The following is a 15,910-nucleotide window of genomic DNA, read 5'->3' on the forward strand; positions in this document are numbered from 1 at the left end:
CGCGGGTGGGCGCATAGCTCAATTTTGAGCCTCCAAACTTTCTGTTCCTTCGCCGCCGCCACTCTTGATCCAGCTGTCTACTTCCGATGGTTTGAACTTCCAAAGTTTGCCCATGCGATGGGCCGGCATCGTTCGTTTATCGAGCCACCGATAGACAGTCTCTTTCGAGACGCCTAAGTGTCGTGCGATTTCCTCAACTGAGCACCAAGGTTCAACATTTGGCATAAGCCCTCCATGACGGTCCTGATAAATTGTCTGAGACTATTACAGACAAGTAAAGACGGTCTGAGCCATACCTCTCGCTGGGCTTTGTCGCTCAGTATTGTATCTAGCACTACCTCCGATATTTAATTTTTGTCTCTGATTACAAATACTTAGACGCCACGCGATATTATATAGGTATGGAGTTGTCATTTTCGGCGCGAACCCATACTTTGGAAGAAACCTGCGGGTGCGCAACAGTTCCCCGCAACCAATTTCGAACTTGGAAGAATTGGTCAAGCAACTGAAAACAATTCGGAAAATGAAAATCAAAAAATCATGCGAACCTCCTACAGGTTCGCATGTGCGGTGGCTTTCCCAAAGGGTGAGGGTCCACGATTGGCGCACGATTCAGAAAATCGAAAATTTGCTGTGGGAAATGTTCCATGCTCACCGGCGGTGAGTAGGAGGCACACTTGCACCTTTTGAATTTCACACTGAATGAGGCTCAGCGCTGCACCGTAAAAGCCTCGCTGGACAAGTTAGAGGGCGCGCACCGAACTCGAGTAGCTTGGGTTGACGATTACTTGCTCAATGGCCAAGAACTCACTATTCACGCTCGCGATCTATTGTCGGTTCTCAGTTATAGCCAGCGTAACTCGGACAATGAAATGGATCTGTTTCGTCTTCGCAAGGCTGCAATGGACCAGTTGGCTGATCTCAAAACATCAGCTCGAAATGAAATTAAAAAACAGAACTATGAAATGTGGCTGGAGTCGTACAAGAAATTGTGGCCAGGGTCTGAGGGCGATGTTGATATTAGGTCCACGTCACCTCAACCGGACCATATCGAGCTCGTCCCCTAGCAGGAGATTTAGAATGAAAACCAATCCCAGCGTAATCGATCACTTCACAGAAGCTGCAAAAGTTTATGATGAAAAAAATCGGCAACTAGCACCTATTGCCGATAACATGCATTTTCTGATTCGCCTGGTTCTGAAAAGTGCTCCAGCAAAAGCACGCGTTCTCTGTGTCGGCGTTGGGACTGGAGCGGCTTCAAGGGATTTTGTTCAAAAATAAACTCTCGGATGTGGGCAGCTCCCCATAACCAATTTCGGTTCTACTCCAGTCAATTATATTCCCGGGTTTTCGCCTTTTTCATAGATTGTATGGGCTCGACCGACAATCAGGCGATCGAGAGAGCCAATGTTCCCATTCTCGCGATTCGAATAATTGAAACGCTCTAAAACACACTGCATAGCGCTTAAACGAGCGCGCTTTTTACAATCTGACTTAATAACAATCCATGGGGATTCTGCTGTGTCGGTATGAAAAAACATCTTTTCCTTGGCCTGAGTGTATTCGTCCCATTTATCAAGTGAAGCCATATCCACAGGGCTTAGCTTCCACTGTTTGAGTGGGTGACGCTCACGCTCTTTAAACCGGCGCTTTTGCTCCTGACGACTCACCGAAAACCAAAACTTTATAAGATGCATCCCATTGCTAATTAGCATGCGCTCAAACTCAGGAGATTGTCTCAGAAACAACTGATATTCGTTTCCATCACAAAAGCCCATAACATGTTCGACGCCCGAGCGATTGTACCACGAGCGGTCGAACATAACGATCTCACCATTTGTAGGCAAATGCTCAACATACCGTTGAAAATACCACTGCCCGCGCTCTTGTTGTGTCGGTTTCTCCAGGGCAACAACTCGTGCACCACGCGGGTTAAGGTGCTCCATAAAACGTTTAATGGTGCCACCTTTTCCGGCGGCGTCTCGTCCCTCAAACAAAATCACAAGTCTTTGACCGGTCTCTTTAACCCATGCCTGTAGCTTTAAAAGTTCAACCTGTAACAGAAATTTCTGCTTCTCGTAAGTTCGACGTAGCATTCTGTTTTTGTAAGGATATCCACCCTTACGCCAATTTTCAGCAAGCTCCGAATCCGGGTCAAACCCCTGAAGCTGCTCTTGATCTTCACGCATATGAATCACACGTCTAAATAACCGCCGAAGATCGCGAGTTTGGTACTGGGTGAAATAGGAATCTATAAAAGATGATTCTGTTCCTTCGGCCGACTCTAAGGCCTCATGAACGGCAAATTTTTTCAATGAGGACTCGCTCATTAGTGGCGCATCTTTAATAGAAACGATGTCAGTCGTCTTGAATTGTGGTTCTCTTTTTTTTGTAACACGCTTTTTTGTTTTGGCCATAATGAAACCGACTCCTTTGCGCCAATCGAGTAAGTTGAAAATATGCCAAAAACCGCTACAGTTGTCAGCTACTTATGGTATAAATTGGCATATTCCTCCCTTTTTTAGGAATCCAAAATTAGTTCATTTGTGTCCAGCACAAAGGGAAGAAGTTTGTGTGAAAAGCTTCAAAAGCTAAGTTAACTCTAGAGTTAAAACAACAGGCATCTGAATTGGCACGTATGCTTGGTACACGCCAAGCAGCTAGTCAACTCAAGACAGTGAACGAAAAAAATGAAAAGCTACAAATGGAAGCCGTTGACAGAAAAATAAGAAAGGCGGCATAGTCAGTCATTCTTTCAAGAAAGCGGTTACGCAATTCCAACTAAAGGTGAGATATCACACAAGATGAAGCTGTATCGTCACTACAAAAACAAACCTTACAGATACCTCGGAGAAGCGAGGCATAGCGAAACGCTCGATGAAGTCGTTATTTACGAAACTCGCTATGAAAATGCGCTGGGAAAAATGTGGGTTCGTCCAAAGCAGATGTTCTTTGAGTCAGTTCAGTTTGATGGTCAATCAGTGCCACGTTTTATGCCTATTCCATTGACTCTCGATCAAACCACCGAAGTCACGAATGCTGATCTTGAGAAGATTGTTCCTGTTGTTGAGAAGGCGTTCGGTCAGTGGGATGCTAATTGGTTCTATTCGAAATTCAAAAATCACAATAGATTTCATCTCGTCACCGCGCTCGTGGATAATCAGGTCGTAGGATTCAAACTTGGCTATGAACAAGATTCCCAGGAGTTTTATAGTTGGCTCGGAGGGGTTGTTCCGGAATTTAGAGGAATCGGTATTGCTTCTGATCTCATGAAATCCCAACACGATTGGTGCCGTAAACAGGGCTACAAGAGAGTTCAAACCAAGACGCAGAACCGTTTCCGTGAGATGTTCATTTTGAACCTGAAGCACGGGTTCGAAGTCATTGGTTGCCATGAGTCGAATGAAGGCGGTTGTAAAATTGTCTTGGAAAAGAAGCTTACTTGAACCTTCTTAGAAACAAGAAAGTGGGTTGGCAGTAATTGAAGTACTGGGTATTTGATCTTGATGGGACTTTAACAGATTCCTTTGGTCACTATTTCTCTACGCTTGAAACTCTTCTCGGACAAAATTTTTCCCGGGTTGAAAAGAAGCATCTCATCGGAATGCATCCATTGGAAATCTTCTCGTCTCAGTTGCCTGCTGAGGAAGCGACTCGCGCCATGCAGGTTCTTCAAGAAAAAAGCGAGAGCGAAGCCAGCTTAGTTTCAATATACCGCGCGATGGACTCGATGTGTGCTTGGTTGGCAAATAGCAATCGGAAGATGGCCGTTTGGACAAGTCGCGATTTAGAATCTGCAAAATTGATTCTACATGAAAACAGGCTTCTTCAGTATTTTGATCATGTTGTTTCTGGTAACTGCGTGTCGAGGCGAAAGCCCCACCCAGAAGGGCTTTTTAAAATTCAAGAGTTTTTTTCGTGCGAGACCTCAGAAGTAGTCATGGTGGGAGATCATGACCACGACATGCAGGCGGCAAAAACATTTGGAGCCCTCCCCATCAGAGCGAGCTGGCACAATTATTGGGATCATGATGTTTGCACAAATGCTCAAAGACAATTTTTTTGTTCCACGCAATTTTTTGAATGGGTAAAATCACTGGGTTTATAGAAGAAGAGGGAAAGCATGGAAATTGATTTCACAAAAAGATTTAGCGACCGGGTTGGGAACTACGTCAAATACCGACCAGGTTACCCCGGCGAAATTATTTCTTTCTTGAGCAATCGACTGGGGCTCAATTCTGCGAGTTCTGTTGCTGACATTGGCTCTGGCACTGGAATTTCATCTGAGATGTTTCTGAAAAATGGAAACAAGGTCTTCTCCGTTGAGCCAAACAACGAGATGAGGATGGCCGCTGAGACTGCGCTCAGTGGTTATTCAAATTATTATAGTTTGAAAGGCACAGCAGAAAATACGGGACTTCAGGATAAGGTTGCGGATTTCGTCGTTGCAGCCCAAGCCTTTCATTGGTTTGAGCCCAATCAAACAAAGAAGGAGTTTCATCGAATACTAAAAGAGGAGGGTCGAATTGTTCTCATCTGGAACGATAGAAAAATATCTGGAACGCCGTTTGCCGAAGAATATGAGGCCCTCATAACCTTGTTTGGTCTGGACTACAAGCAAGTGAGGCATAAGAACATTGGCGAAGCCTGCCTTCGGGACCTTATGGGCGCCTTTGAAGTTCAGCATTTTATCAACCACCAAGATTTTGACTTCGATGGCCTTTTAGGTCGTCTGGTGTCTTCCTCGTATGCACCCAATGAGAGTCACCCGCGCTTTTCCCAAATGCATTCGGCCCTGAAGTATCTTTTTGAAAAACATCAGAGAAACGGCCTTGTTCGGATAGAGTATGACACTCAGGTTTACTACGCGGTTTCACGTCCCAATTTTATTAAGCACTACTCTGAAATCCAGGAAGGACCTGAATCATCGTACTACCGAGGAACGAAGGAGTCCCTCTCGATTGGCTCCCCATTTGCAAAAGAGTTTGGGCTGACAAGACTTGGGATACACCATGAACTCCTACCTTCCGGTCGGCGAACTTCATGGCCTCATGCCGAGAGTGCCGAAGAAGAGTTTGTGTATGTTATAGAGGGTAACCCCGAAGCTTGGATCAACGGTGATCTCTATCGGCTAAATCCTGGCGATGCGGTCGGCTTCCCAAGCGGAACCGGAATCAGTCACACTTTTATCAACAATACTGATTCAGACGTTAGGCTCCTCGTCGTTGGCGAGTCTTCGAAGAAGGAAAACAAAATCTACTATCCTTTGAATCCAAGTCGGCGCGAAGAGTGCAAGGACTCTTGGTGGCACGATATTCCCAAGCACAACCATGGTCCCCATGACGGCCTGCCTGACAGACTTCGTGGATCTGAGGCACTGGGACCGCTCAATTACATCGGAGAAATCATCGTCGAAAGTCTCCATGATACGTCCGTTTTGAATGCTCTTGAGCCATTCAAGATCAAGTGCCGCCGGGCAGAGATGCCCAATGAGAAGACGAAGGTTTGGAATATAAACAGGTACTGTCTCGATGAGCGCAGTCTTGGTGAGTTGATCCCTCGACTCGAAGCGGCTATTGATGACGGTGGGTGGTACATTCACTTTTTTAGCGACTTGGGCAACAAGCTTTACGTGCTCTTCAAGGGCAAACATTTTGTCGTATCAAAGAAGAAGGACGTGACTTGGGACGAAATGATCCACTTCGGAGAGTCGATCGGCGTAGAGCGACGCTGGACAGAAACGATACCTGTGAAATTTCGATTGTGATGGAGAGCTTCCTCAGGGGCTCTTGGTCTCATTAGAAACACCTACGAGGAAATTACGCGGACATACCACCGCTGGCGGTATGTCCAATTGCAATATTAAAAATATCGAAAACATCGATATGACGAGGGCTTTAATTTACTTTCCCTTCACAATAGCGCCATCGACTGGATTGAAATAGATTTCCACGTCTTTTCCGTCTTTATCGGTTCCATAAATCTCGTAACAGGTTCCTGGCTGTTTGAATTTTCGGATTTTGTAGCCTTCCCCCTCGAGGCGCTTTTTGAGATCTTCCTCTTTCATCCATTTGTCCTTTGGTTGATCGGTGCAGCTTTTTTTGGCGTGTGCGACCCCTCCCACGAGCAAGAGGGCCATCGTTAGAACGAATTTTTTCATTTTCATCTCCTGTGTGGCGCGACGAGTTGATTCCCGTCCTGCACAAATCGTATCGAAATGTGCTAGATTTGACCATTGGGCAAATAGCCTAAGTGGTTGATTTATGGTCCATAGGCCATTCGACCAATAGTCAGAAGAGTGAATAAGGACGATTGTGTTGCCATCGGGCGCACAATAAGTGCGTCATGAAGGGAATGAACATGAGAAACCAACTTGTTTATGATCTGCCGACGCGGATATTTCACTGGCTTTTTGCTGGTCTCTTCGTCACAGCGTTTTTAATCGCAAAAACCGTGGATGATGAGTCGCTCGTTTTTTCTTATCACATGCTGGCAGGTCTCATTCTGGGATTTACAGTTTTACTGAGAATCCTTTGGGGGGTTGTCGGAACAAAACACTCTAAATTTTCCTCTTTTGCCCTTCATCCAAAGAGCTTGGTGGCCTATTTTTCAGGGATACTGTCGGGTGACAAGCGAAGGTGGGCTGGCCACAATCCCGCATCTAGTTGGGCAACGATAGCTATGCTATGCTTTGCCTTGGGGCTTGGGCTCACTGGCTACTTGATGGCCAGTGGAGAAAAGGAGACGTTTGAAGATTTTCATGAGCTATTGGCGAACGGTTTTCTAATCACTGTCTTAATGCATATCGCCGGAGTTGTCGTGCACGCGCTTCGCCATCGGGATGGGATTGCCATGACGATGATTGATGGAGAGAAGAAGGATATTCCGGTTGCTGAAGTTATTTCGAATTCTAGACCTGGAGTTGCCTTACTTTTTGTTGGACTGGTCTTCATATTTGCAACCTATCTTGCAGGTAACTTCGACAGTCTGAACCGGACACTCAATTTTTTTGGTACAAGCCTGCAATTGGGCGAAAAACGAAAAAGCCGAAAAAGAAGGCGAAGAAGGTATTCAGCGAATCAATGATACAGACGAAAAAAATGAAAGTGTGGAAAATGGCGACGACGATTAGCGAGGGATTTTGTGCAACAACGTGAACGATTTGCTATAGCAGGAATTCTCTGTGCGATCGCAGTTCTCGTTGGATTTGATGTCTTCACTGATTCACGCGAGGGTGTCATCCTTTGGCATATTCTGATTGAAGGTACCATTGGAATTGTCGCATTGGCCGGGGTCTTCTACCTTTTGCGAGGAACAGTGATACTCCGTCATCGCCTTGAAAAAGAAATGAAGGAGTTTTCTGCGTTCAAAACGGAGGCGAATGCATGGCGTGCTGATTCCCGTAAATATGTCGATGGCTTGGCCAGAGCCATTGACCAGCAGCTCTCTAAATGGAACCTCAGTCTGGCAGAAAAGGAAGTGGCATTTCTTTTGTTGAAGGGACTGAGCCTCAAAGAGGTTGCTCATGTTAGAAACACAACTGAAAAGACAGCGCGAGTTCAATCAATGGCTGTTTATGCAAAGGCAGGAATTGCGGGTCGTTCCGAGCTCTCCGCCTTTTTTCTTGAGGATTTGCTCTTGCCGGCCTCCAGGGCAAGTGAGGACGTTGGTAAGCAATGAAGACTATTTCATTGGAATCGCTCAGCGGACTGGAACAACAAGATGGGGGACTCAGCATTTCTGAAGTCAAGGCACAAGGTTTGCGATTTGGAGCAAATGATATCGTAGAGGTGGCAGGAAATCCTTGGATTGAGCTTTTTCAGGATACAGCAAAGGACCCGATGATTTGGTTCCTTATTGGAATTGGGTCAGTTTTCTTTCTCACTGGGGAAGTTGCGGATGGGATTACACTATTCCTTGCAGTTTTTCCACTTTTGTTCATGGACGCATTTTTGCATTGGAGAACCCGAGCATCAACAGCTTTGCTCAAAGGTCAAATGAGCTCGCGCATCAAGGTTAGACGAGATTCTAGGGACGTTGAGATAGATTCTCGTGAGATCGTTCCGGGAGATCTCCTCGTTGTCGGTGAAGGCATACTTCTGCCTGCGGACGGAATATTCGAAGTCTCTCGGGATATACAAATGGACGAATCAGCTCTGACTGGGGAGTCACTTCCCATCAAGAAAAAACAGATAGACTTGGATCTTTTTTCTCTCGCATCTCATCGGGAAGTAAAAGTACCAGCTCACACGCTGGGCTATGCAGGAACGAGAATCTTGGCAGGTTCTGGATTGCTGAGAGTCATACTCACGGGCTCTCAAACTTCTTACGGCGAGATCGTTCAATCCGTTTCACGCATGCCGCACGAACGTACTCCTTTGCAAAAGTCGATGAACCGTTTGATCCAAATCTTAATTATTGCGGCAGCATTTTTGTGCGGACTGCTGGCATTGGTTCGAGTCTATCAAGGTCATGGCTGGCTAGACGCGCTGCTGAGTGCCGCGACGCTGGCGGTGGCCGCCATTCCCGAAGAGTTTTCGGTGGTGTTCACGTTTTTTTTAGGTGTTGGCATTTATAGGCTGGCAAAGAGACGCGCTCTCGTGAGGCGGGCCCTTAGCGTTGAGAATATCGGACGTATCACACAAATTTGCACTGACAAGACGGGAACAATTACAGCAGGTCGATTGACGCTCACTCATCTTGATCCAGTCAGTGGAAACACTGATCTATTGTTAAGTGCTGCTTTTGTTGCTTCAAGTTCGAGTATCGATCCCCTCGATCTTGCAATTCATGAGGTGGCTCGAGAGAAGGGTATACCCCTCCCAATACGCTTGAGGGCGGTTCCCTTCACAGAAGATCGCAAGCGGGAAACTGGGTTTGTTCGGCAGTCGGACAACAGTATCATGGCCTGTGTGAAGGGTGCTCCCGAAAACATTCTCGCAATGTCAGTTATCACGCCTGAAAATAGAGAATATTGGAGCAGGAGAATCACTGAATGGGCAAAAACAGGACACAAGGTCATCGGAATTGCAAAGAAACATAATGTTCTTTTGGAACAAGAGAACGAGCCAGATTCGGGATTTGAGTTTTGTGGTTTATTGGCTTTTGAGGACCCACCCCGGCCAGAGGTGGCAGGAGCAATGTCCTACTGTCGTCAAAGTGGAATACGTGTTCTCATGTTGACTGGCGACCATCCGGAGACTGCGGCAGCCATTGCTAAAGATGCAGGATTAACATTGGGAACTCCGATCGTTGTTTCTGCTGAGGACGATCCAGCTAAATTTGAACTGGATTGCCTCAATCAAAATCCTAAATTTTTAAAGGGAATCGATGTGGTCGCTCGCTGCACGCCGATGCAGAAATATCGGATTGTAATGGCTTTAAAGCTTGCGGGTGAAATTGTTGCTGTCACCGGCGACGGCGTGAATGATGTTCCAGCCTTGAAAGCTGCTGATATTGGGATTGCGATGGGTGAGCGGGGCACAAGAAGCGCTAAGGAAGTTTCGTCAATAATACTCGCCGACGATAACTTTAGCACAATTGTCAACGCGATCCGTGAGGGGCGTCAACTCTTCAGAAACTTGGCGATGAGTTTTGAATATTTGTTGTTGATTCATATCCCTCTTGTGTTGGGCGCCGCAATTGTGCCATTGATAGGATACCCGCTGGTATATCTTCCAGTTCATATTGTTTGGCTGGAACTCGTGATTCATCCTACGGCGCTCTTTGCATTCCAGACCGTGGCATCGGCCAATCACGACGAAGTCAGAAATCGGAAGTTTTTCTTTTCACCTTATCAAATTTTAACGATCTGTTTTATTGGAATTGTATTTTCCTTTGCTTTGGGATGGGTTTTTTTATCTCGTCTATCGGATTATGCCAGCCCAGAGCAGGCGCGATCCATGGCAATGGCCCTTCTGACATCTTGGAGCGCAGGCATAACCTTCTATCTGCCGTGCTTTCGGTCACAAGTCGCAAATATTTTGTCCTGCATGACAGTTTTATCTTCGGTGGCATTAATTCAGTGTTCGGATCATTTGGAGTTTCTCCATTTGGTTCCCTTACGATTCAGTGATTGGCTAGTCATAGCAACTATTGTCCCAACAATTATCGCTTCGCTAGGTTTCTTGAGGTGCATGAATAGCAGAAGATCAAAAGCGCTACTTTCTGGCGCAGGACATGCCTAAAGTCGCGCTCTCCGTCGCCTTTGAAGAGATTGTAGGGTATAAGTATGTGATCCCCATCATGTCATCCGCTTGCAAACGAACATTGTCTGGTGAATTGAAATAAGACATCACCGATCTGGTTATTTCCTGCGGGTGATCGAGGCCCAAGCAGTGGCCAATTTCGTGGGTGATGCTAGCAACCAAGACCTTTGCCTTTTGGAAAATTTCAGACTTCATTCTGATCGTGCAGCCAATGACATGAGTCTCTGAGCGAGACTGCTGAGCATCGCCTCCCGAAAAAGCGCCGTTGGGATCGGCCTCCGAAATTGTGATCATGCGATTGCTTGAGTTTCCCGCAAAATCGGGGTCATTTTCATTGGCGAGGATGAGGAATGAGGCCGCAATATTGTTATAGTCGTTGAAGATAGATGTCATCACATTGTCGATCGTTATCGTGGAGACACCTGCCGCCGGATCGTCAGCTGGCAAATCGTTTTCAATCACTCGAGTACCGTAAGGATAAGTGACAAAGATCTTTGACCCAGAGGTCGTTGATTTGTCGAGGAGCCATGCATTTCCGTTCGGAAAATGCCGAAAGCCGACACAGAAGAGGATGGCCAATGACAGAAAAAAAACGGTCTTCTTAGAAACCATATGTCACCCCCAGAATTCCCAAGCCCTGTGAAAATCCAGATGCATCAAAGACCGTCGTAAGTTCGCCACGAATACCAAATCCATACCAGCTATAGGAAAACCCAACTCCTCCATACAATCCCACATGTGAAGAAGCTGCGAAGCCAAAGCTCGTGTAGGTGTGGTCTGTCATATCGAAAATCTTATCAAAACCGTAGGAAAATGGAGTCAATCTTCCAAGCTCCCATTGTCCCCATCCGACGCGGATACTGCCAGGAAAGGAAAAATTCGTTGAAAAGGCTGCAAGTGCGTGAAAATCACGCTGTTTGGCCTGCGCCACCATGGGACAAAGGAGCAGAGAGAAGAGGAGAGAAGAGAGCAGTGGCCACTTCACCATAGTTTCATTCCAAACGACAAGCAGGCGTAGTCTTGATAGGCAAGCCCAACAATATTTGCCATGTTTCGAATTCCCCACATGGCGTCCAAACCTATATAGATCGAATCAAAATAGATCCAGTGCAATCGAAGCGCCGGTCCCAAGGCAGAATCATCAGATTTGAGTTCAATTGTGGAGCCCTCATCTTTGAAGGAGCGAACCGTGTACATCGTCCCGACTCCAAAACCTGGAGAGATGACGCCACCCCACATGGTGCCACTGTTGTGAATCCAGTAATATGACAATTGATAATTCGATTGAAAGTAGTACTGATTTGCCACTCCTGTGGATGAAGCAAAAATCCCCCAGCTCGAATTTGAAATTCCTATAGCAAGTGCGGGAACAAATCGACCGCCAGTAGCCGATGTTGAGCCAGTTCCAATTTCAAGGGAAGCCTGAGCCGAGAGACCAATCGAAAAGAAGAATAGAAACGACAAAGCTTTTGATACTGCCACAGCAGTAGTTTTCCATGGGGAGATTCAGTTGGGTAGGGAAAAACTTCCCACGATATTGGAGTTGAATTTCAAATCAGTTGGTCAGAGAAAATCGCCGGACTCATCTGGACTTTGGCATGGCGATTTGAAATCAATTCTTGATTTTTTTAAACTCCACCATGAAGTAGGTCACATCGTCGACAAATGGAGTGCCATTTCGAAAGGATTCTATGTCGGAATTCAAACCTGCGTATGCGGCTTCGATGCCGGGTCCTTTTTGGAAGCCATTGAGAAGTGATCTCGTCATCCGCTGTTCATTCCATTGTTCGCCTTTTTCATTTTCAAGTTCTGTGACTCCATCAGTGTAGAAGAAGAGACGGTCGGCGAGATCAATTTTCCACTTCTCCACAGTGTAGGGACTTTTGAGTCCCTCTCCGAGTCGAGGTCCTGGAGTCGCGGTGAGAGCAGTAATATCCGATTTTTTGAGGTTCGTCTTGAGCGGAAAAACTAGAGGAGCTTCGTGGCTTGCATTGCATATTGTGATTTCGCTTGTCCTTAGATCAACGCAGGCAAGGCAGAAAGTCATAAGGATTTTTCCCTGCGTGGTCCCGTATATTGCATGGTTGAGGATTGACATCAGTCCATCCAAAGTCAGATTTGGGAAGTGGACAAGAAGACTCGCCGAGGCTTTCGCTGCGCTACACACCAGGGCAGCGGGTACGCCATGACCTGTGGCATCTCCAATGAACAAATACACCTTGTCTCCGACGATGCTGTAATACCACCAGTCTCCTCCGCATTCGCTCGAGGTACGGTAGTGTCCCTTGATTTTGACGAAATCGTCTTCATAGTTGGGCTTTGGAAATAGTGCATCTTGCACGGTCTTGGCCGTCTCCAGCTCCTGTTCCATTCTATTTTTGTTTGCCAAATCCTTTGCTCTGACCTCTGAATTGAAATCCTCGATATTTTCGTCAATGAGCGATTGGAGACGATGTGACTGAAGGTCCGAAATTTCATCTTGATGCACATAAAGATAGGATATCTTTTTCTCTGCGAGTTTTGATCTGTCCTCGATTGTAACAATCTGCCCCTTTTTTAGAATAGCAGTGTACCGAGCAAGTGTCTCCGAGTAGAGGTGGAGATTTACGGGAGAAGGGGAATCTATTTCAATTTTGGTTACGTCGAAAGGAGCCATGCCTTTTTCAATGGGGCCAACCAGATCAAAAGTACCAGATGGAATCTCAAAAATAGCAAGGCCTATTTCTTGATTGCCGTACAGGCCAAATTGCTTGGTGGATGTTTTTGCCGTAGCCCAACTGGAAAAACTAGTTTTTCGGATTCTTATTTGATGCAGCTTCATTTCGTCTAAATGAAACCCCTTCTCCTTGAGGAAATCTCGAAAACATTGAGCAAATAACTCGAGAAAATTCATTTCATCCTTTGAATCACCCGCTAGGGTTCCAACGAGGTATCCAGTAAAGAAACTACTTGTGATAATAGAGCAGGTGAGGCGCGCGATAGAGCTTAAACTTTGAGTGGGTTTACTTGAGTCTGGCTTCGGAAACTTTTTTGAAATGTAAGAGAGGGCATTGTTGATCGTCTGAATATCGATAGTCCTTTTAACGTCGACATTTTTGAGAAGAGTGACCTTTTGGTTTCGAAGTTCTGACCAATTAGCGCTTTGATTAGTTGCTGCACGGATAATTTTTAAAAACGATTCACCTGTAATTGGGGGATGGAGTGATTTTTTTGTTTGATATTGCGTAATTCTTGCTACGGCCGTTGGTAATTCGGTTTCTGCATAGGCAATGAAGTGAGTCGTCTTAAGGCGGCTAAATTTTTTGGCAAAGGAGGCCACTAGTTGGTAATCGTTATGGTCATAGGGAAGAAAGACAAAGTCCGGCAAATGTTGGACAATCATCGACTGCGCCTCTGTGAGAGAAGAGGTGAGAAGTGCATCGACACCGTTTTGCCAAAGATATTTCATGATAGAACGATTGAATTCTTCATTTTTTGCAATGATCAAAGCGACCGCGAAAGGCGTTGACACAGCTTGAGGATTTAATTTTGCCTGCAGGCTAGACATTTCGACTCCGATGGATCTCACTTCGACACCATTTTATCTATCGGCGTTTTAGGGTCTAATACTTAGTGTCAGAAGTTCTGATATTGATTGGATATCAGCTGAAAACGCTAAAATCCAACTGCCCTGAATCTGACTGGTTGAAAGTCTGGGTGCGGTCGTGTTATGACTGCACGGGCTCTTTTGATGGGAGCGGGTATGGCGGAATTGGTAGACGCGCTAGATTCAGGTTCTAGTGAGAGCAATCTCGTGGAGGTTCAAGTCCTCTTACCCGCACCAGTTTTGTTCGAAGTTTTTCGAACGTGCAAAAATTACTTTTAAACGAATCATTTTTTTGGCAAGGCACTTGCATGTATCCTCGGGGAGCTACTAACCAGGGGTATATATTTGAAACTCAAGAATATGGTATTTCTCTTTCCGGTATTGGGTTTCTTTCTTTTCAATACATTGGTGTCTTGTTCGCGACTTCGAGAGAGCGAAGAATTAGCAGATCAAACTCAGGAGAGAAAAGGGGGTCCAACAGATTCGAAAGAGAGAGAAGAGAAACCAGAAAATGGAACAAAAAATGATAAAGCACCTCAATTAGATTCAGATTCCACTCCCGATAGATCTTTGAAAATTCCTAGCGAGCCAGGTGCCTTGGAGGTGAGCAGGTTCAGATCAATTTCATATTTAAAATGCCCCGAGAACTATTTGGGAGTACCTGGAATTAGCTCCTATGCTTCAGAGGATTTTTGCGTGGCAGCCTATGAGATGAAGATAAGGGGTGTAGATGATGGAAATACTCCTTATAAGCCCGAATATATTGCGGAATCTCGTCCGAGTGGCACTCCCTGGGTAAGTATTGATCGAAGTTCTGCAGAGACAGAATGCCGGGCTTTGGGAGAAGGATATGATCTCATCTCTAACAATGAATGGCAGACCTTGGCACGAAACTTAGAACTTGTTTCGGATAATTGGACAAGTGAAAATGTTGGTAGAGAGATGATGTATGTTGGTAATTCCGATTGTGTTCCAGGGACAGCTCTGCCCGTCGTGAATAGTGAAGATCATTTTGATTTAACTATGAACAATGATTATCAGAACTTGAAAATGGGAAGGGGCCAGCGGAGAACCTTGTTTCTTCCTAGTGGAGAGGCTGTTTGGGACCTTTCTGGAAATGTTGGTGAGTGGGTCAAAGGTGAGCTGAATTCCTATAAATATTACCATTATGATAACGATGATAGGGCCACAGAGATTTCTCGGTTTACTGAGTGGGGCGGGGCCACAGGCAGATCAGTTAATCGCATGCAGGCAAGGCAAGCGCTATTTGGCCCTCAGGGTTTCTATATGCATGGCAAGAGGTCAAATCAATATTATGGCTTGGGATATGCGGAGATTGAAGTCAATCTAGGATCAATTGTGCGAGGTGGATGGTCGTGTTTTAGTAGGCCAGCGGGCGTGTTCAGTGCGAGCCTCTATCATCAACCATCTGCCCCAGCAGGATATGGCTATGTAGGATTTCGCTGTGTGAAGCACATTGATTCTAAAAAGACCGAAGCCAGTTCAAGCCAAACTTCTACAAAGTAAAAAAAGTACAGCTTATCGTAATGTCTGCCTAAGTCTGACGCCTATTGTGCTTTTTAGTCAGGTACAGGGGCCCTATAGTATAGGTGTCTACTGATTCCATAGTTCTGTAAAATTTATTCCTTCCTGCCTATGAGGAGCTGTTTAATCGAACCCAATCTAAGGGGATCTAAGTTGATCCGGGTCCACCTTTTGCAGAGGTTTTCTTTCTGATTGCCAATTTGGAACCGGAGTCACATCTGGAGAAAGTTTAGGTGAGTTAATAAAATGAAAAATTCCAGAATGAATAATTTTAACCCTATGTGTTCTCTGTTTTTTTGCCTGATTTTTATGGTTGCATTAAATTTTATTGGTTTTGTAGCTTTAGGGCAAAGTGGACTAGAAGGCCAGATAAGCGACACCATCAATAGTTTGGTCAGGATTATAAATATTTTAATAGTTGGATTTGTTGTTTGGTCGGGGTTCCTGATTGCTAAGGGAGATGGCTCAGGTGTAGCCAGGCTCATCTACGGGATAATTGGGCTTGTGGTGGTCAATGCAGCCCAGCTCATTATTAGTTATTTTAGATAAATAACTGATCTGATAGCCCCTG

The 15,910-nt window shown here is 45.6% G+C and carries 17 protein-coding genes and 1 tRNA gene; 11 read left to right on the top strand and 7 right to left on the bottom strand.

The window, feature by feature from the left end:
- Positions 1–18: 18 nt before the first annotated feature.
- Positions 19–225: a helix-turn-helix domain-containing protein gene (locus IPL83_02530; protein MBK9038031.1), complete on the bottom strand. Its 207-nt coding sequence runs from the start codon at positions 223–225 to the stop codon at positions 19–21.
- Positions 226–677: 452 nt separating this feature from the next.
- Here IPL83_02530 and IPL83_02535 point away from each other — a divergent pair, with 452 nt between their 5' ends.
- Both IPL83_02535 and IPL83_02540 read left to right on the top strand, forming a co-directional pair.
- On the top strand, positions 678–1,067 hold the full coding sequence (locus IPL83_02535) for a hypothetical protein (protein ID MBK9038032.1): 390 nt from the start codon (positions 678–680) through the stop codon (positions 1,065–1,067).
- Positions 1,068–1,080: 13 nt separating this feature from the next.
- Complete coding sequence (locus IPL83_02540; GenBank protein MBK9038033.1) at positions 1,081–1,281, top strand: hypothetical protein; 201 nt, start codon at positions 1,081–1,083, stop codon at positions 1,279–1,281.
- Positions 1,282–1,334: 53 nt separating this feature from the next.
- Here the strand turns inward: IPL83_02540 and ppk2 are convergent, their stop codons facing one another.
- Positions 1,335–2,417, bottom strand: coding sequence for a polyphosphate kinase 2 (gene ppk2, locus IPL83_02545; protein ID MBK9038034.1), 1,083 nt, complete (start codon positions 2,415–2,417; stop codon positions 1,335–1,337).
- Positions 2,418–2,804: 387 nt separating this feature from the next.
- On the opposite strand from ppk2, the gene IPL83_02550 reads away from it, so the two are divergent.
- The 3 genes from IPL83_02550 to IPL83_02560 are packed head-to-tail and all read left to right on the top strand — an operon-like array spanning position 2,805 to position 5,767.
- Positions 2,805–3,446, top strand: a complete 642-nt coding sequence (locus IPL83_02550) for a GNAT family N-acetyltransferase (GenBank protein ID MBK9038035.1) — start codon at positions 2,805–2,807, stop codon at positions 3,444–3,446.
- A 35-nt stretch (positions 3,447–3,481) separates the two neighbouring features.
- Complete coding sequence (locus IPL83_02555; GenBank protein MBK9038036.1) at positions 3,482–4,108, top strand: HAD-IA family hydrolase; 627 nt, start codon at positions 3,482–3,484, stop codon at positions 4,106–4,108.
- Positions 4,109–4,123: 15 nt separating this feature from the next.
- On the top strand, positions 4,124–5,767 hold the full coding sequence (locus IPL83_02560) for a cupin domain-containing protein (GenBank protein MBK9038037.1): 1,644 nt from the start codon (positions 4,124–4,126) through the stop codon (positions 5,765–5,767).
- A gap of 135 nt (positions 5,768–5,902) precedes the next feature.
- Here the strand turns inward: IPL83_02560 and IPL83_02565 are convergent, their stop codons facing one another.
- Positions 5,903–6,160, bottom strand: coding sequence for a PepSY domain-containing protein (locus tag IPL83_02565; protein MBK9038038.1), 258 nt, complete (start codon positions 6,158–6,160; stop codon positions 5,903–5,905).
- 200 nt (positions 6,161–6,360) lie between these two features.
- Here IPL83_02565 and IPL83_02570 point away from each other — a divergent pair, with 200 nt between their 5' ends.
- From IPL83_02570 to IPL83_02580, 3 genes are read left to right on the top strand one after another with little or no spacing between them, the layout of a single operon-like run.
- The gene (locus IPL83_02570) at positions 6,361–7,086 is read left to right on the top strand and encodes a cytochrome b/b6 domain-containing protein (GenBank protein MBK9038039.1); all 726 of its coding nucleotides are present in this window, start codon (positions 6,361–6,363) and stop codon (positions 7,084–7,086) included.
- A 57-nt stretch (positions 7,087–7,143) separates the two neighbouring features.
- Positions 7,144–7,680, top strand: coding sequence for a hypothetical protein (locus tag IPL83_02575; GenBank protein MBK9038040.1), 537 nt, complete (start codon positions 7,144–7,146; stop codon positions 7,678–7,680).
- Positions 7,677–10,187 (top strand): cation-transporting P-type ATPase, encoded by a 2,511-nt coding sequence (locus IPL83_02580; GenBank protein ID MBK9038041.1) that lies wholly within the window; start codon positions 7,677–7,679, stop codon positions 10,185–10,187. The genes IPL83_02575 and IPL83_02580 overlap by 4 nt, the downstream gene beginning before the upstream one ends.
- Here IPL83_02580 and IPL83_02585 read toward each other — a convergent pair.
- The 4 genes from IPL83_02585 to IPL83_02600 all read right to left on the bottom strand — a co-directional run bounded on the left by IPL83_02585 (position 10,161) and on the right by IPL83_02600 (position 13,755).
- Complete coding sequence (locus IPL83_02585; GenBank protein MBK9038042.1) at positions 10,161–10,820, bottom strand: matrixin family metalloprotease; 660 nt, start codon at positions 10,818–10,820, stop codon at positions 10,161–10,163. The genes IPL83_02580 and IPL83_02585 overlap by 27 nt on opposite strands.
- Positions 10,810–11,196 (bottom strand): hypothetical protein, encoded by a 387-nt coding sequence (locus IPL83_02590; protein ID MBK9038043.1) that lies wholly within the window; start codon positions 11,194–11,196, stop codon positions 10,810–10,812. Before IPL83_02590 ends, IPL83_02585 begins: the two co-directional genes overlap by 11 nt.
- Positions 11,190–11,690 (bottom strand): hypothetical protein, encoded by a 501-nt coding sequence (locus IPL83_02595; GenBank protein MBK9038044.1) that lies wholly within the window; start codon positions 11,688–11,690, stop codon positions 11,190–11,192. Before IPL83_02595 ends, IPL83_02590 begins: the two co-directional genes overlap by 7 nt.
- 130 nt (positions 11,691–11,820) lie before the next feature.
- The gene (locus tag IPL83_02600; GenBank protein MBK9038045.1) at positions 11,821–13,755 is read right to left on the bottom strand and encodes a serine/threonine-protein phosphatase; all 1,935 of its coding nucleotides are present in this window, start codon (positions 13,753–13,755) and stop codon (positions 11,821–11,823) included.
- 189 nt (positions 13,756–13,944) lie between these two features.
- Here IPL83_02600 and IPL83_02605 point away from each other — a divergent pair.
- From IPL83_02605 to IPL83_02615, 3 genes are all read left to right on the top strand, one after another.
- Positions 13,945–14,031: transfer RNA gene (locus tag IPL83_02605), tRNA-Leu, on the top strand.
- A 108-nt stretch (positions 14,032–14,139) separates the two neighbouring features.
- Positions 14,140–15,321: a hypothetical protein gene (locus IPL83_02610; GenBank protein ID MBK9038046.1), complete on the top strand. Its 1,182-nt coding sequence runs from the start codon at positions 14,140–14,142 to the stop codon at positions 15,319–15,321.
- Positions 15,322–15,585: 264 nt separating this feature from the next.
- Complete coding sequence (locus IPL83_02615) at positions 15,586–15,888, top strand: hypothetical protein (GenBank protein MBK9038047.1); 303 nt, start codon at positions 15,586–15,588, stop codon at positions 15,886–15,888.
- The last annotated feature ends 22 nt before the right edge of the window (positions 15,889–15,910 follow it).

It is taken from the genome of Bdellovibrionales bacterium, assembly GCA_016716765.1.
Lineage (GTDB): Bacteria > Bdellovibrionota > Bdellovibrionia > Bdellovibrionales > UBA1609 > JADJVA01.

What these genes read in the sequence shown, in the direction of transcription:
- IPL83_02530 (MBK9038031.1), bottom strand. Translation starts at nt 225, where the DNA reads ATGCCAAATGTTGAACCTTGGTGCTCAGTTGAGGAAATCGCACGACAC.
- IPL83_02540 (MBK9038033.1), top strand. Translation starts at nt 1,081, where the DNA reads ATGAAAACCAATCCCAGCGTAATCGATCACTTCACAGAAGCTGCAAAA.
- ppk2 (MBK9038034.1), bottom strand. Translation starts at nt 2,417, where the DNA reads ATGGCCAAAACAAAAAAGCGTGTTACAAAAAAAAGAGAACCACAATTC.
- IPL83_02550 (MBK9038035.1), top strand. Translation starts at nt 2,805, where the DNA reads ATGAAGCTGTATCGTCACTACAAAAACAAACCTTACAGATACCTCGGA.
- IPL83_02560 (MBK9038037.1), top strand. Translation starts at nt 4,124, where the DNA reads ATGGAAATTGATTTCACAAAAAGATTTAGCGACCGGGTTGGGAACTAC.
- IPL83_02565 (MBK9038038.1), bottom strand. Translation starts at nt 6,160, where the DNA reads ATGAAAAAATTCGTTCTAACGATGGCCCTCTTGCTCGTGGGAGGGGTC.
- IPL83_02570 (MBK9038039.1), top strand. Translation starts at nt 6,361, where the DNA reads ATGAGAAACCAACTTGTTTATGATCTGCCGACGCGGATATTTCACTGG.
- IPL83_02580 (MBK9038041.1), top strand. Translation starts at nt 7,677, where the DNA reads ATGAAGACTATTTCATTGGAATCGCTCAGCGGACTGGAACAACAAGAT.
- IPL83_02585 (MBK9038042.1), bottom strand. Translation starts at nt 10,820, where the DNA reads ATGGTTTCTAAGAAGACCGTTTTTTTTCTGTCATTGGCCATCCTCTTC.
- IPL83_02590 (MBK9038043.1), bottom strand. Translation starts at nt 11,196, where the DNA reads ATGGTGAAGTGGCCACTGCTCTCTTCTCTCCTCTTCTCTCTGCTCCTT.
- IPL83_02600 (MBK9038045.1), bottom strand. Translation starts at nt 13,755, where the DNA reads ATGTCTAGCCTGCAGGCAAAATTAAATCCTCAAGCTGTGTCAACGCCT.
- IPL83_02615 (MBK9038047.1), top strand. Translation starts at nt 15,586, where the DNA reads ATGAAAAATTCCAGAATGAATAATTTTAACCCTATGTGTTCTCTGTTT.